Annotated in this window: 12 protein-coding genes; 5 read left to right on the plus strand and 7 right to left on the minus strand. The window is 43.2% G+C overall.

Annotated elements, in window-relative coordinates:
- The first annotated feature begins 242 nt into the window (after positions 1 to 242).
- The 4 genes from CCS02_RS03530 to CCS02_RS03545 are packed head-to-tail and all read left to right on the plus strand — an operon-like array spanning position 243 to position 7,291.
- Positions 243 to 2,174 carry an ATP-binding cassette domain-containing protein gene (locus CCS02_RS03530; protein WP_100635822.1) on the plus strand — a complete coding sequence of 644 codons (1,932 nt, stop codon included), beginning with the start codon at positions 243 to 245 and terminating at the stop codon, positions 2,172 to 2,174.
- Between the two features lie 3 nt (positions 2,175 to 2,177).
- Positions 2,178 to 2,786 (plus strand): DUF2760 domain-containing protein, encoded by a 609-nt coding sequence (locus CCS02_RS03535; RefSeq protein WP_100187688.1) that lies wholly within the window; start codon positions 2,178 to 2,180, stop codon positions 2,784 to 2,786.
- A gap of 3 nt (positions 2,787 to 2,789) precedes the next feature.
- Positions 2,790 to 4,568 (plus strand): Hsp70 family protein, encoded by a 1,779-nt coding sequence (locus CCS02_RS03540; RefSeq protein ID WP_100635823.1) that lies wholly within the window; start codon positions 2,790 to 2,792, stop codon positions 4,566 to 4,568.
- Between the two features lie 2 nt (positions 4,569 to 4,570).
- Complete coding sequence (locus tag CCS02_RS03545) at positions 4,571 to 7,291, plus strand: hsp70 family protein (RefSeq protein ID WP_100635824.1); 2,721 nt, start codon at positions 4,571 to 4,573, stop codon at positions 7,289 to 7,291.
- A gap of 50 nt (positions 7,292 to 7,341) precedes the next feature.
- Here CCS02_RS03545 and CCS02_RS03550 read toward each other — a convergent pair whose 3' ends face one another.
- The 7 genes from CCS02_RS03550 to CCS02_RS03575 form a co-directional block, all read right to left on the minus strand.
- Complete coding sequence (locus CCS02_RS03550; RefSeq protein ID WP_100635825.1) at positions 7,342 to 8,175, minus strand: ABC transporter ATP-binding protein; 834 nt, start codon at positions 8,173 to 8,175, stop codon at positions 7,342 to 7,344.
- Complete coding sequence (locus CCS02_RS03555; protein WP_100635826.1) at positions 8,172 to 9,257, minus strand: FecCD family ABC transporter permease; 1,086 nt, start codon at positions 9,255 to 9,257, stop codon at positions 8,172 to 8,174. The genes CCS02_RS03550 and CCS02_RS03555 overlap by 4 nt, the downstream gene beginning before the upstream one ends.
- Positions 9,254 to 10,273, minus strand: a complete 1,020-nt coding sequence (locus tag CCS02_RS03560; RefSeq protein WP_072839192.1) for a FecCD family ABC transporter permease — start codon at positions 10,271 to 10,273, stop codon at positions 9,254 to 9,256. Before CCS02_RS03560 ends, CCS02_RS03555 begins: the two co-directional genes overlap by 4 nt.
- Before the next feature lie 5 nt (positions 10,274 to 10,278).
- Positions 10,279 to 11,220, minus strand: coding sequence for an ABC transporter substrate-binding protein (locus CCS02_RS03565; RefSeq protein ID WP_100635827.1), 942 nt, complete (start codon positions 11,218 to 11,220; stop codon positions 10,279 to 10,281).
- 266 nt (positions 11,221 to 11,486) lie between these two features.
- The gene (locus tag CCS02_RS03570) at positions 11,487 to 12,314 is read right to left on the minus strand and encodes a lipase family protein (protein WP_232728810.1); all 828 of its coding nucleotides are present in this window, start codon (positions 12,312 to 12,314) and stop codon (positions 11,487 to 11,489) included.
- Between the two features lie 197 nt (positions 12,315 to 12,511).
- On the minus strand, positions 12,512 to 12,667 hold the full coding sequence (locus CCS02_RS22125; RefSeq protein ID WP_157789903.1) for a hypothetical protein: 156 nt from the start codon (positions 12,665 to 12,667) through the stop codon (positions 12,512 to 12,514).
- A 335-nt stretch (positions 12,668 to 13,002) separates the two neighbouring features.
- Positions 13,003 to 13,920 (minus strand): ParB/Srx family N-terminal domain-containing protein, encoded by a 918-nt coding sequence (locus tag CCS02_RS03575; RefSeq protein ID WP_100635831.1) that lies wholly within the window; start codon positions 13,918 to 13,920, stop codon positions 13,003 to 13,005.
- A gap of 197 nt (positions 13,921 to 14,117) precedes the next feature.
- Between CCS02_RS03575 and CCS02_RS03580 the strand changes: the two genes are divergently transcribed.
- Complete coding sequence (locus CCS02_RS03580) at positions 14,118 to 14,582, plus strand: GNAT family N-acetyltransferase (protein ID WP_072839188.1); 465 nt, start codon at positions 14,118 to 14,120, stop codon at positions 14,580 to 14,582.
- Positions 14,583 to 14,659: the final 77 nt, after the last annotated feature.

The following is a 14,659-nucleotide window of genomic DNA, read 5'->3' on the forward strand; positions in this document are numbered from 1 at the left end:
GAAAGTTTATCGTTATGTTGGTTAAGTATATTCAGAAATAATGAGGAAGGAAGAAGTTTTGTTTAAACCTTGTAAAGAGAATAGCGAGATTAAATTGTTGTTTTCTGAGTGAAGTTGCTAAAAAAATTTTCTGAGCGCAAAAAAGCGTTTCTTTTTAATGACTAGTCACGTCTATTTGATGAACCTTCGCTTAGAAGGATGATACTATACTGCCACAAAATTTTTACTTTATATGGATAGATATGAGTCTATTGTCGTTAGAACAGATCAGTGTTGCTTTTGGGCATAATCCGCTGCTGTCAAAAATCAGTTTTTCAGCAGATGCTGGAGAGCGTGTTGCAATTATCGGTCGTAACGGTGCAGGTAAATCCACACTGTTAAAAGTCATTTCAGGAGAGCAAATTGCCGATGAAGGTATGGTTCGTCTAGAAGGTGGCATGACCATCGGACAGTTACCGCAAGAACTGCCTGATGCAAATGAAAAAACCGTACGTGAAGTGGTCAGTGAAGGTGCTGGTGAAGCACATTCATTAATGACTCGTTACTTTAAGTTATTAGAAGATTTCGAGAATGACCATTCAAATGAATTAGGTGATATTCAGACCGAATTAGATCGAATTCAAGGTTGGGATTTAGAGCAGCGTGTGAATCATATGATTCAACGTTTGGCTTTGCCAGCTGACAAATTGATGTCTGAGCTTTCTGGTGGTTGGCGTCGTCGCGTTATTTTAGCGCAAGCGTTAATTTCCAATCCAGATGTGTTGCTACTAGACGAGCCAACTAACCATTTGGACGTTCCGACCATCGAATGGATGGAGCAACAGCTGCAGCAATTTCGTGGTTTGATCTTGTTTATTACCCATGACCGTCGCTTCCTAGAGAAGTTGGCTAACCGTATCATCGAACTTGATCGCGGTAATTTGATTTCCTTCAGCGGTAATATTACTGCGTTTCTTGCCTTTAAAGAAAAAATGCTTGAAGAAGAAGAGCGCGCAAACGCATTGTTCGACAAACGTTTGGCCGAAGAAGAAGTATGGATTCGTCAGGGAATTAAAGCGCGTCGTACTCGTAACGAAGGCCGAGTTCGTGCTTTGAAAGCATTACGTGAAGAACGTTCTGAACGTATTAATCGTCAAGGCAATGCGAAAATGGCGATTGAGACTAAAGATAAGTCTGGCAAGCTGGTGGCGGAATTCACTCAAGTTGGTCACTCTTTTGCAGACAAAGTAATCCTACAACCAATGGATTTTGTGGTGAACCGTGGAGACCGAATTGGTCTGATCGGTCCAAATGGTTGTGGTAAAAGTACCTTCCTGAAAATTCTTTTAGGGGATCTTGAGCCTGAGACAGGTTTGGTTCGTCAAGGTACTAAACTTAACGTGGCGTATTTTGATCAGCTACGTGAGCAACTTGATCCAGAACAAACCGTTGCTGAAAACGTTGGTGAAGGCAAAGACGTTATCGAAATCAATGGCCAGAACAAACACGTTATTGGTTATCTTGGCGATTTCCTTTTCCCGCCTGAGCGTGCTCGTACTCCAGTAAAAGCCTTGTCTGGTGGTGAGCGAAATCGTGTGTTGCTGGCGAAACTATTTACTCGTCCAGCTAACCTTTTGATCATGGATGAGCCAACCAACGACCTTGATGTAGAAACATTAGAGCTGCTTGAAGAGCTACTGATGAACTACGATGGAACCTTGTTATTGGTAAGCCATGACCGTGCTTTCCTAGATAACGTTGTAACCAGCGTGATTGCTTTTGAAGGTGAAGGCCGAGTGAAAGAATACGTTGGCGGCTATCAAGATTGGATTCGTCAAGGTGGTAAATTCCCAACAGAATCTACTTCCCAAACAGATGACGCCCCAAGCAAAAAAGAAAAAGCCAAAGCAGAAGCAAAAAAAGCGGAAGATGCTAGCCAGAAATCTACTGTGCAGGCCAAACCGAAAGCCAAGCTAAGTTACAAAATTCAGCGCGAATTTGATGATATGCCAGCGACCATTGCGAAGTTGGAAGAAGAAATTGCGGCTTTACATGTAACAACCAGCGCAGCAGAATTTTATGCTGGTGATGCGGATAAAGTTCAAAAAACCTTAGCAAAGCTAGCTCACAAAGAAGAAGAGCTTGAAACAACCATGGAGCGTTGGTTAGAGCTTGAAGAGATGCAAAACGGGTAAATTATGACGAATAAAATAAAACCAGTTTCATTTGTACCGCGCTTTTTTGGCGCATTTGGTCAGTTTTTTAAATACATGGGGAGCGGCGACTATGCCGCTCGCTGTGACACGGTTGGTCAAGGCGAGCAATTTGCCTTTGAAGTTGAACCAAAAGTCATTACAGAAGAAGTTGAAGTAATTCGTGAAATCGAAGTCGCTGCGCCTGTGTTGGACACTGTCAACGCTGACGGTGCTCATCAGTTATTGCAACTATTGCAACAGGAAGCGCGCTTTATCGACTTTATTCAAGAAAGCATCGATGATTACAGTGATGCGGATGTGGGGGCGGCATCTCGCCAAATTCACGCAGGTTGTTCGAAAGTATTGAAGCAACATTTTACCATTGATGTCGTGTCTATCGATGTAGTGAACACCGCGGCAGAAAATAGTCGTGTTGAAGTGCCATCTGGTTATGATGCAAAACAGATCAAACTGGAAGGTCGAGTGGAAGGCGATGGCCCATACGCTGGCACGCTGATTCATCCCGGTTGGAAAGTAACCGAAACGCGTCTGCCAAAAGTAACCAATACTGAAAGCCTGAATATTCTAGCGCCTGCTGAAATCGAGGTATAACTCATGAGTCAATATTTCATTGGTATCGATCTAGGTACCACGCATTCGGCTGTCTATTATTCTCCGTCTAATCAGGCTGAAGCAGAAACGAATAAAGTGGGGCGCATTCAACAATTGCTCATTCCGCAGTTTATCGCGGCTGGCCAAGTGGATGCTCGTCCTTTATTACCTTCGTTTGTATATTTTCCTCATAAAACTGAATTCTTAGAAAGCGATCTGCAATTGCCATGGGGCAAAGCGCCTTCCATTGTGGGCCAGTTGGCTCGTGAACTGGGTGCAAAATCTTCTGGTCGATTGGTACAAAGTGCTAAAAGCTGGTTGTGCCATTCTCGAGTTAGTGCTGATGAAGCGGTTTTACCTGTTGATGCGCTTGAAGAAGTCGAAAAAGTCTCCCCAGCACAAGTAACAGAAACTCTGTTAGCATATTTAGTCAGTGCGTGGGCAAACCAATTTCCTAATGCGCCGATTGTTGAGCAAACAGTAGTCATCACAGTACCAGCCTCATTTGATCCCGCTGCTCGCGCCATTACCGAGCAAGCAGCGGAAAAGGTCGGCTTGCGTGCTCGTTTAATCGAAGAGCCATTAGCCGCGTTTTACGCATGGTTGAGCGATCAACAAAATTGGACAGATAGCCTAGACGTCAATGAGCATATTTTGGTAGTTGACGTTGGCGGTGGCACGACAGATTTATCCTTGATCCAAGCGGTCGAACAGGAGGGTGCTCTTGGCTTAGAGCGCGTGGCGGTTGGACGTCATATTTTGCTTGGCGGCGACAATATGGATTTGACTCTGACCTATCATTTAGCTGCTCAATTAGCACAAAACGGTACCAACCTTGAACCTTGGCAAATCAGCGGTTTAACGCAAGCTTGCCGTGAAGCGAAAGAGCGTTTGTTATCGAATGCCGAGTTAGATGAAGTAAGCGTTATTGTGCCAAGTCGCGGTCGTAGCTTGTTCAATAACAGCATTAAAGCGACCTTGACGCAAAACGATGTGCAGCAGCTTTTGATCGATGGTTTCTTCCCGCAAGTGCAGTTAGGTGAGCAAGCTCAAAAAACAGCACGCAGTGGTTTTAGTGCGATCAATTTGGATTACGAAGGTGATCCTGCGATTACTCGTCATATTAGTGAGTTTTTAGCTCAACATGATGTGAAGCCAACGAAGATCTTGTTAAACGGCGGCGTGTTTAACGCCAATGTGATTCGTAGCACTCTAGAAACTCGCTTAGCAGCAATGCTGTCTGAGTCGTTGAGCGGCAGAGAATTAACCATGTTGACACCATCGCATTTGGATCACGCGGTTGCCAAAGGCGCGACTTACTATGCACAAGTGCAAGCGGAAGGCGGTGTTAAAGTAAAAAGTGGTTTAGCGGCTAACTATTACATTGGTGTGGCTAGCCCAATGCCAGCTATTCCGGGCATGGCACCACCTGTCGATGCTATCTGTGTTGCACCTTTTGGTTTGGAAGAAGGCTCAGAAGAGCAAATGCTGCCGAATGAATTTTCGCTTATCGTTGGTGAAAGCGTGACCTTCCGTTTCTTCCAATCAAAAAACAGTGAAGAGCAATCTGTCGGTAAAGTTATTGCGTCTTTTTCGGTTGCGCAACTTGATGAATTGAATCCTTTGTCGGTTCGTTTGGATGCGGGTCATTATCAAGCAGGCGACATGGTGCGAGTATATTTAACTGCTCGTGTTACTGAATTAGGATTGTTGCTATTGCAAGCACACGATACCCAATCTGACCTAAGTTGGACAATTGAGTTTCAAGTTAGGGAAGCATAACCATGACACAGCCAGCTTTTCATTCTGCTTATCGAGTTGGGATTGATTTAGGGACGACCAACTGTGTCGTCTCTTACATTCCAATATCGGAGCATTCGACTTCAAATACGCCAGCTTTGCTGCCCATTCCGCAAGTGATGGCGGATGGCTCGGTACAAGAGTTTACTTATTTGCCGAGTGCAATTTACGTTTTGGCGTCAGATGAAATCGGTAAAATTAATCATGTTTTGCCTTGGCGTCATCATGATAAAGAACGAATCGTTGGTGTAGGGGCGTTAGCTTTAGGCCAACGTAGAGCAGGGCAATTAATACAAAGTGCGAAAAGCTGGTTGAGCCATCGTCAAGTAGATCGTCGTTCGGCGATCTTACCTTGGGCGAGTGAGTTTCCTAAAAAGCTCAGCCCACTCGAGGCGAGTAAGATTCTTTTATTACATATTAAACAGAGCTGGAATCATCGCTTTGCTGATGCACTGTTAGAATCTCAAACCATCGCGTTAACCTTGCCAGCATCGTTTGATGAAGAAGCACGAGCCTTAACCTTGGAGGCTGCTAAACAGGCTGGTCTAAACGATTTATATCTTCTTGAAGAGCCGCAAGCGGCTTGTTATCACTACATTAGCGATGACGAAAAACTCGCCGCGTTAGCCGATAAAAAAATGCTCTTGGTGGTCGATATTGGCGGTGGCACTAGTGACTTTAGTTTGGTTGCTATTCAGCCTACATCAGCCAAGGCGAAAAGCGTTTCGCTTAAACGAATCGCGGTAGGTGAGCATCTATTGCTTGGTGGTGATAACCTTGATCAAGCCTTGGCGTTTCAGTTAGATCCTAAGCAGATATCTACGTTATCTGCTACGCGTTTAGCGGCTTTGGTCCAGCAAACCCGTCAGGCCAAAGAAACCTTATTAGGTAAAGACGCACCGGAATCGTTAAGTATCACCGTACTTGGTGGTGGTAGTCGTTTAATCGGTGGTTCGCAAAAATTTGATGTATCAAGAGAAACCTTATTGGAACAAATTCGTAGTGGATTTTTTCCTTTGGTTAATCAGGATGAAAAGGTGCAAAAGAGCGATTACGCCATGCATACCTTGGGCTTGCCTTATGAGTCAGATCCTGCGTTTACACGACATTTAGCGGCATTTTTACAGCAACATAAAGCAGTAATCGAAGCGGCAACAGGCTCTACCATGCCGGATGCGGTGTTGTTTAACGGCGGTTTATTTAACAGTCCTGTGTTAAAAGCTCGTTTACTAGAACAGCTGAATACTTGGTCTTCTAAGCCTATACTTGCTTGTTCTGCAGACGAACCTAACGATGCGGTTGCCAAAGGTGCAGCCATGTATTTGAACGCTTTGGCGGGAGAAAGTACTCGTATTGAAAGTGGTGTGGCGCACAGTTTGTATTTAAAAGTTGGCGAGGATCAATTCGTCGGTATCTTGCCAAAAGGCACCTTAAAAGGCGAAACTATTCGCTTAGAACAAGAGTTCTTTGTCACCCTTGGTCAACAAGTACAGTTCCCTTTGTATCGATCCGACGATCATATTGATTGTGGGGTTGGCAAAGTGCGTGATCAAGAGGGATTGCACTATATTTCTACCTTGATGACAGAACTGGACGGCTCCATTGATTCCCAAGAAACAGCGGTAACGCTATCGGTACAAATGACCGAAGTGGGTGTGTTGCAAGTGGTGTTAAACGCGAACAACCAGAAAGACCAATGGCGTTTAGATTTTTCAACCCAAGTCAGTTCTTCGCAAGAGTCTGAGCAATCCGATGACAGTGGTTTACTGCATGCCAATATGGGACAAGCAGAAGAACATTTAGCGAAGTGCTTTTCTAGCGCGGGTCAAAAGCAAAATCCGGACTTGGTAAAATCTCTTAAGCAGGATTTGGATCAGTTACTGGGTAATCGTGATGATTGGAACCTTACCACTTCGCGACGTTTGGTCGATAAGCTTTTAAGTCTTAAATCTGGTCGAACCAAAAGCGCTCAACATGAACGTCAATGGTTGCAGCTTATGGGCTATTGTTTGCGCCCAGGTTTCGGTGCGGCGGATGATTTGGCTCGTGTGCAGCAAGTGGTAAATGCCACTAAAGCCGGTACTCAGTTCGATACGGCGCCAGTTTGGGGGCAATATTGGACCTTATATCGCCGTATTGCTGGCGGCTTATCGACAGAACAACAGACACACTTGTTCAAACAATTTAGCCAATATTATTCGCCAACAGGGCAAAGATCACGAGATAAAATGAAAGCGCTAACGACCAAGTCTAGTGATGATTTGATTCGTTTGGTTGGTGCGTTGGAAGGTTTGTCGAATGAAGATAAAGTCACAACGATTGATTGGTTGTTGAAGCGTTTGCAAAAGACCTCTGAGCCGGACACAGCTTGGTGGACGATAGGGCGAATTGCCTCACGCCATCTATTGTCTGGCAAGCAAGAGCAAAGAATTGCTGAAGAAAAACTGTTTCCGATCCTAGAAGTTACGCTAAAAGAAGATTGGAAAAAGCGTAAGCAAGCAGGACTTGCAGCTGTTTTGATGAGCCAGGTCAGCGTTGGTGAATCCGACAAACTCAGCGCGTTGCGCAAGAAAGTGGCCAATAAACTCAATAAAGACAAATGCCCAGCCCAATGGCTTGAGCGTTTGGAAAGCCAGATTGAGATTAACAGCGACGAGCTAAATGCATTAGTCGGGGAGAGTTTACCGATTGGATTACGCTTGTAGTTACGTGACAAACAGATCTGATTTTCAGATCTGTTTGTCTCATTCCTTATTTAGCTTCTGACTCGTTTCATATTAATTAGAATGGGGCTGCCAGTCATTGGATCTGGAATTAGGTCGCATTCAACACCATATAATTCACGAACAAGCTCTTTGGTCATCACGTCTTTTGGGCTGCCTTGGGTAATGATCTCGCCTTTTTTCATCGCAATTATATGATCAGAATATCGGCAAGCGCTTGGTAAGTCATGGACTACCATGGCGAGAGTTTTGCCTTGTCTTGATAAATTACGTATGAGCTCGAAGACTTCAATCTGATGCCCTAAATCCAGCGCAGACGTAGGCTCATCCAACAATAGCAAAGGCGTTTCTTGGGCAATCGACATGGCGATCCAAGCACGTTGGCGTTGTCCACCAGATAGCGTGTCTAGTAATCGATCTTTAAGCCCTTCTAAATCGGCAGCATTTAAAGCGTAGTTGATGGCTTGTTGGTCATCCATAGCCCATTGTTTTAGTAGACTTTGGTGGGGGTGGCGGCCAAAGCGAATCAATTCTTCAATGGTAATGCCATCTGGCGCTAAAGTGTCTTGTGGTAATAGTGCCAGTCGTCTAGCGACCTCTTTGGAAGGTAGAGAATGAATATCTTTACCGTCTAATAGAACAACACCAGAACTGGGTGAATGAACACGAGATAAGCCATTCAACAAGGTGGATTTGCCACAGCCATTTGGCCCAACGATGGCTGTTACTTTCCCATTTGGAAGAGAAACATCTAGATTTTCAATAATGCTGACTTTGCCATGTTTTAAGGTGAGCCTTTCAGCCCCGAGACGAGCTAGGTTGTTTATTTCAGATGTCTGTTTAAATTGTAGAGACGTGGCCGTCATAACGAAGTCCTTGAAGTGCGTCGTACAAGTATCCAAATTAAGTAAGGACCGCCTATAACGGCAGTTACAATACCAACTGGTAGTTCAATTGGGGATAACACAGTTCTACCAAATAGATCGGCGAGAATCATCACCAAAGCGCCAGCGAGCGCAGAGCTTATCAACGGAATGCCACGATAACGAGCCAGAACTCTAGCGATCTCAGGGCCAATCAAGGCAACTAAGCCGACAGGACCAGCTACCGCAACCGCAAGCCCCGTTAGTGTGATACATAAGATTAAAGCGACGATTCGGATGTGTTTGATGTTTGCGCCAAGACCAGTAATCACTTGGTCGGAAAAGGGCATCAAGGCAAACTGTGAAGCAAAAAGTAAGCAAGCCACTAAACAGATAGCTAGACCAATGCCAAGTATATTAACCATCATTGGGTCTCGAGCACTCAAACTACCAACCGTCCAAGGATAGGCGCTGTTTGCCACATCGATACTGACTTGGCTTAATAGCAATTGCGTTACAGCGCCAGCAATAGCGCCAATGCCAATACCGGCGACAATGAAACGATAGCCTCGTGTGCCACTGCCACCAGCTAGGCCAAACGCCAACGCTGTCGCCGTAGCAGCACCAGCCAACGCCATAACAGAGGGCGCGAGTGAAACCCCCATACCAACCACTGACGACACAGCGAATGCCATCGCGGCGTTATCTATGCCAATTATGCCTGGTGTCGCTAAGCGGTTTCTCGCCATAGTTTGCATTAGACATCCAGCTAAACTAAAAGCGGCACCAGTAAATAAAGCGGCTAATAAGCGCGGTAAGCGTAAGTCTTGCACGATAAACTGACTCATTGCATTGCCGTGGCCAAATAATACTGCAATGACTTCTTTAGGCGATATTGGCATGGTGCCAATACCAAGTGTTGCTACACAAGCTATCGCCAACAGAATTAATAACCAAACATTACGGATAATCGCTTGTTTCTCAATCAATATAGTCATGTGACGACTTAGAGACAATAAGCGATGACCATTTGGTGCTGCAGTAATTTCTTCGTTATTAGGAAGTGAGAGACTTTGATTTATCATAAGGTAGGCATTCTTCTAGATCGCACAATCAACAGTAGTACAGGGGCCCCAATAATCGCGGTCAGCACTCCTAATGGCATTTCTGCTGGTTGAGCAACAAGGCGTGATACAACATCTGCAGAAATTACAATAATTGGCCCTAGAGGTAAGCATAGCCATAGAGTACGGCGAATATCAGGTCCCACTAAGGCGCGTGCGGCGAAAGGTACAACGAGGCCAATAAAGGCGACAGGTCCGGCAATTGCGGTTGCGCCACCCACTAACAAAGCAACAGCGACGATAACTACAGCGCGAACTCGCTGAGGTTTATGGCCAAGTCCAATAGCAACGCGTTCCCCGAGTGCTAACGAAGCTAATGGCTTCGCTGTATATAAAATGCAAATTATCGCAATCAGCATGGAAGGCAAAACTGAAAATAGGGTATTAGTGTCTCGACCAGCGACGCTGCCTGTTACCCAAAAGCGAATTTCATCGGCTGCTCTTTGGTCAAATAGTAACAATAGAGAAGTCACAGCGAGTAACAGACTTGAAAGCGCGGCTCCAGCCAGCACTAAGCGAATTGGGTCGTTTTGTTGTCCTTGCATTCGAGCGACACCAAGCACACACAAACAGCCTAACAAAGCGCCAAACTGGGCAACACCAACAGTTAAAGTTGCCGTGCTGGCACCTAGTACCAAAGTAATTGCAACGGCAAGGGAGCTTCCAGCACTAACGCCAAGTAAACCAGGCTCAGCCAAGGGATTGCGTGCTACAGCCTGCATTAAAGCACCAGCAATACCAAGTGTTAAACCGACAAATAAACCGATCAGTGTTCTGTTGGCGCGTAAATGAAATACGGTGAATTGAGTATCTGCGGAACCATTACCTAATAGTGTTTGAAAGGAGGCTTGGAGGCTTAACCCTCCAGCACCAAACAATAAACTGCAGAAACAGCAAAGTGCCAGCACAAAAAGTGCTGACACAAAAACACTAAACAATGGTCGTTGAGCAGGAGGAATATAGAACCAACTAATCATTTAGGTTATTTAATCTTGTTATTAATAATATTTTGAATGTCATCAAGAATGGCGTGGGCAGCAAGTGGACCAGCGGCGCTCGTCCATAACTGACCATTTACTGCGATAACTTTATCTTCTTTCACAACATTAAGACGTGAGAAAGAGGGCGATGTCTTGGCTGCTTCAAGTGCATCTTTACCTTCAGTGTTGAGTGTTGCCAAGAACAACCAGTTACTGTCGACTTTAGATAAATTTTCTAAGCTAAGAGGGCTGCTATGAGGACGGCCTTCTTTTATCACACCTGCATCGTTGATGATGAACCCAGCCGCTGCGAGAACATCGGTAGAGAAAATTTGTGATGACATAACGATAGGACCTTGAGGCATCCAGCGCGCTAATGTTGCAGAGCGCTCATTTTTTGGTAGCTTTGCAGTAATGACATCTTTCAGAGCGTTTTCACGATCTTTTATGTCGCTCAGGATGATATTCATTTGTTCGTCTTTGTTTAACGCTTGCGCATACACTTTAGCAACTTTAATCCAGTTGTCAGAAACCATTCCTGGTGAAATAGGGACAATGGTTGGCGCAATTTTAGACAAGATGTTGTATTGATCCTGAGGCAAATATGCAGACGCTAAAATCAAATCTGGACGTTGTGCAGCAATAGCTTCAAGATTGTTTTGACGAGAAGTGCCTACCATATTAACGCCACTCGCGCGTTTTTGAATATATTCAGCTACAGAATCTCCACCACGAGTCGCAATAGCTCCTAGAGGTTTCACACCCAGAGCAATTGCGCTGTCTAGAGCATCTTCGGATAATGTTACTATGCGTTTCACATCGTCGTTAACTTTCACTTCGCCATATTTTGTAATGACACTATGTTCGCCAGCAAAAACACTGAACGATGTTGTAATGCAGGCACATAGCAAGATTTTTTTAAAAGAGAGGCGATTAAGCAACATAACGGATTCCTTTGATTTGAATATCTACAGCAGCTTTAATGGGGCATTGTTGAAAAACAAGTAATCAAGAATACTTGAAGCGCTTGGTAGGCTAATAAACTATGCTAATGATAACGCTTCTTATTATTCTTTTTAACTGTTTATATTCAATTAGATGTGACGAAATGCGCAACGTGACGTTTTATAAATCGCGTTGCCTTTTCTGATGTTGGAGAGTTGATTAGATGTTGCTTGCTAGTTAGCTAAATAGGCCAGCATAGAAAAGGCTAGTCGAATGAATAGCCGAATAGACTAATATCGGTTTTATAAGGGATTTCTTTCGGTGAGGCTTGTAGTTGCTCTATTAAGCTCAGATACGTCGCCATTTGATGTGCCAATAGATTCTTATCGCTTGGAATCGACGTGGTGAATTTTGTGGCTCTTAGCATACTTTTTACGCCATTAGTTTGGGTGAATTCTTTACTACCTAATAAAATTACTTCTTCGCCCATATGCCAAAAAATATCTAAATCTCTAATTTGCATCGGGCTAATAGGCGGAACCAAAGGAACGATATCGTTAAGCGTTACCACTCTGATTAGAGGTAAGTCATCGAATTTGTTTGCGCCTGTGATATTGGTGACTTTCGGCTGGCCAAAGGTAATTACTTGTTTCACAGGGTAGCCATCTTTTTGTAAATACATAGCCAATATGACAGCAATAGCGCCACCTAAACTGTGTCCAGTTAGTTGGATTGGCTGGTTTTTGACTAGAAAAGGTTTGATGTCCTCGTAAACGGCTTTTGCACCAGAGCCAAAACCTTGATGCAGTTTTATATCAAGAATAGTGTCTGACTTTAACTCAAGATCTAAATCCAACATGGCATTTTCTAAATTCGCCGTGCCTCGAATGGCAATGGTCTGAACGCCATTGGCACGACTTAAAAAATAACTGACTTGAGACAAAGAAATTAAAGACTGATGCACTAATATTTGGTCTTGTTCTTGCAGACGTTTTTCGAGCGTATTGGCATCTAAATAGGTATCATCTGATAATTTGGCTTGAATTTTTATAATGGCAAAATCGGGTGCAGCAAACGCTAATTGGAAAGGCATAACAATCAAAAGAGACAGTAAAATGAACGTGTTTTTCAGCATGAGGGAATAAAAGCAACATAGTAAATAGAGAGGCGCAGAGTACTAAAAAATAGCTTTTACTAACAGCGGTTTATCGTGGGCTGATAGCTTTGGTAAGTAGGAACACTGCTTACCAAAGTATCGAAGAGGAAGAGGCGGCACTAAAATTATAAAAACTATAAGTCGCAACCACTCCAATTAATACGTCTAACGCCATCAATGTTAAAGGTTGATAGTGTGTAGAAGTTACCTTTCATCATATATACCGCATAAGCGCGAGCCAGTGCTTTTTTGACTTTTTGTAGCGTGTCTTTTATTACAATTTTTTGCATGGTATTTTCCTCTTCAGGTTGCTTGATGCACTGATAATAGAGGCACAAATTCTGCTCAACAAACGACGTATTTTCACTGAAATGATGAAATAAATTCACTAATTTTGACGCTGTTATAAAACAGTTAAATTAGAGCTAAATTACAGATAAATAGAAGGTTTTTTGCATATTATATTCATAAATATAATGGACTGTGATGCATTTGAGGATGTTGAAGGTTTAATGTTCTGACCGATTGGATATATATGTTGAAATGCATCAAACATTGTTATGGCGCTTCTGTCAAAAAAAGACTGAGAAGAAGCGCCAAGGGTTCTACAAAAGACAGTTTTATCTTATAGGTCGCTCTTATATTGCAGCATAAATGTTGCTTTGCCTTTTTGTGCATCAAACAATTTATCTAGATTTTTTTCATTGAAGCTATCGAACTTCCCCATCTCTTTTGTCGATTTTCCTGAACCACCTACATTGTCGCTTTTCATGGCAACTAAATAATGGCTAACGTCAGAGACCGCTTGGCGATAGCCATCTGTTGTGGCTAAGTCATACTTATCGAGATCAATCCCTTTTCGTAGTTCTCGTGACCAGTAGAACTCCAGAAAAGGCACTGGTGCTGCTGGTTTATCCCAAGCAATATCTCGTGAAAAATACATAAGTGAGCGGTATTTATCGTTTTCGAAATGTTCCATTCCAAGTGATGTTGGTAAAGTTTTATAAGAAATGGTATTGCCTGTACTGTTTTGTAGCCAAGTATTGCCATCCGCTATCATCACGTTCCAGAATTGACTCATATTGGTTAGATTACGATAATCTTTGGCGACAACGACATTTATTTTAAATTGCTCTCCGCCGCCTTGCATGTGCCAAAATGCATTAAAAGTATGGTGTCCATCTGTTAAGTAGTAATGGCCGTTAGGAGCAATCACAATGGTTTTCATGTCTTTAAGGTGCGAACCTATTGGTTCATCGCATTGAAAGCTTGTGGCATCGTTTGGTGTTGAGTTTGTATCGAAATGCGCCAAGCCCTTTTGGCCATTTGCCTCACAGATTTCATCAAATTTTTTCTTACTATCCAGCTTATAGCGTCCCAATTTGTAATACACCTGATCATATCCAATCGATGGTTGAGTAGGGATCAAATCACGAAGCGTTACTTGAGTTACCTTACCGGCGTATAACGTCTCGGCATTGGCAAACGTAGAAACAATAAGCAATACAGCGGAAATAAGCGGTAACAGAGCTTTAAATTTCATTAAATAGTTCCTTAGGGCTCAATTCGAAACGGGCATTCTACAAAACTATTATGACATTAATGTTTTGCTGGTCGTTTTTGCAATACTATTGAAGCTGTTGTTTACACATCTACGTTTTATTTTTCTGCGACTAATGCGTATTAAAAAGTTTATGCTTTTTTAGATAGCTGAAAAAGTTCGAGTTTTTAGGAAAAAATATGATCAAAATTCGTCAATATCAAGCTAAGGATGCAAAGGCTCTTTGGCATTTATTTTTCAATACGGTTCGTGCTGTGAATGCTCGGGATTATGCTCAAGCTCAGGTCGAAGCTTGGGCGCCAGAGTCTTTTGATATGACTGTTTGGCAAAACAAAATGAATGATATTCAACCTTTTGTCGCTGAGTTGGATTGTGTGGTTGTTGGCTATTGCGACTTACAGCCTGATGGTTTGATAGATCATTTTTTTTGCCATCATGAATATCAAGGTCAAGGCATTGGAAGGGCGTTGATGAATCATATTTTATCCTTAGCAGATGAACGAGACGCTTCTCGCCTTTATTCTCATGTGAGTATTACTGCTAGACCTTTCTTTGAGCACTTTGGTTTTTCGGTTATGAATGAGCAGAGAATATCTTTACGTGGGCAAGAGTTGACTAACTTCGTGATGGAAAGAAGGTTTTAATAAACACTTAGAGCGCTTATTTGCCGTCTTCTTATTGAAAAAAAGAGAATGGTATCGGGTATAAGCCGATACCATTT

Origin of the sequence: Marinomonas sp. ef1, assembly GCF_002806845.1 — a bacterium.
Lineage (GTDB): Bacteria > Pseudomonadota > Gammaproteobacteria > Pseudomonadales > Marinomonadaceae > Marinomonas > Marinomonas polaris.

Coding starts and splice junctions, on each gene's coding strand:
- CCS02_RS22125 (WP_157789903.1), bottom strand. CDS start 12,667: ATGCAAAAAATTGTAATAAAAGACACGCTACAAAAAGTCAAAAAAGCA.
- CCS02_RS03580 (WP_072839188.1), top strand. CDS start 14,118: ATGATCAAAATTCGTCAATATCAAGCTAAGGATGCAAAGGCTCTTTGG.
- CCS02_RS03575 (WP_100635831.1), bottom strand. CDS start 13,920: ATGAAATTTAAAGCTCTGTTACCGCTTATTTCCGCTGTATTGCTTATT.
- CCS02_RS03540 (WP_100635823.1), top strand. CDS start 2,790: ATGAGTCAATATTTCATTGGTATCGATCTAGGTACCACGCATTCGGCT.
- CCS02_RS03570 (WP_232728810.1), bottom strand. CDS start 12,314: ATGCCTTTCCAATTAGCGTTTGCTGCACCCGATTTTGCCATTATAAAA.
- CCS02_RS03530 (WP_100635822.1), top strand. CDS start 243: ATGAGTCTATTGTCGTTAGAACAGATCAGTGTTGCTTTTGGGCATAAT.
- CCS02_RS03560 (WP_072839192.1), bottom strand. CDS start 10,273: ATGATTAGTTGGTTCTATATTCCTCCTGCTCAACGACCATTGTTTAGT.
- CCS02_RS03565 (WP_100635827.1), bottom strand. CDS start 11,220: ATGTTGCTTAATCGCCTCTCTTTTAAAAAAATCTTGCTATGTGCCTGC.
- CCS02_RS03545 (WP_100635824.1), top strand. CDS start 4,571: ATGACACAGCCAGCTTTTCATTCTGCTTATCGAGTTGGGATTGATTTA.
- CCS02_RS03555 (WP_100635826.1), bottom strand. CDS start 9,257: ATGATAAATCAAAGTCTCTCACTTCCTAATAACGAAGAAATTACTGCA.
- CCS02_RS03550 (WP_100635825.1), bottom strand. CDS start 8,175: ATGACGGCCACGTCTCTACAATTTAAACAGACATCTGAAATAAACAAC.
- CCS02_RS03535 (WP_100187688.1), top strand. CDS start 2,178: ATGACGAATAAAATAAAACCAGTTTCATTTGTACCGCGCTTTTTTGGC.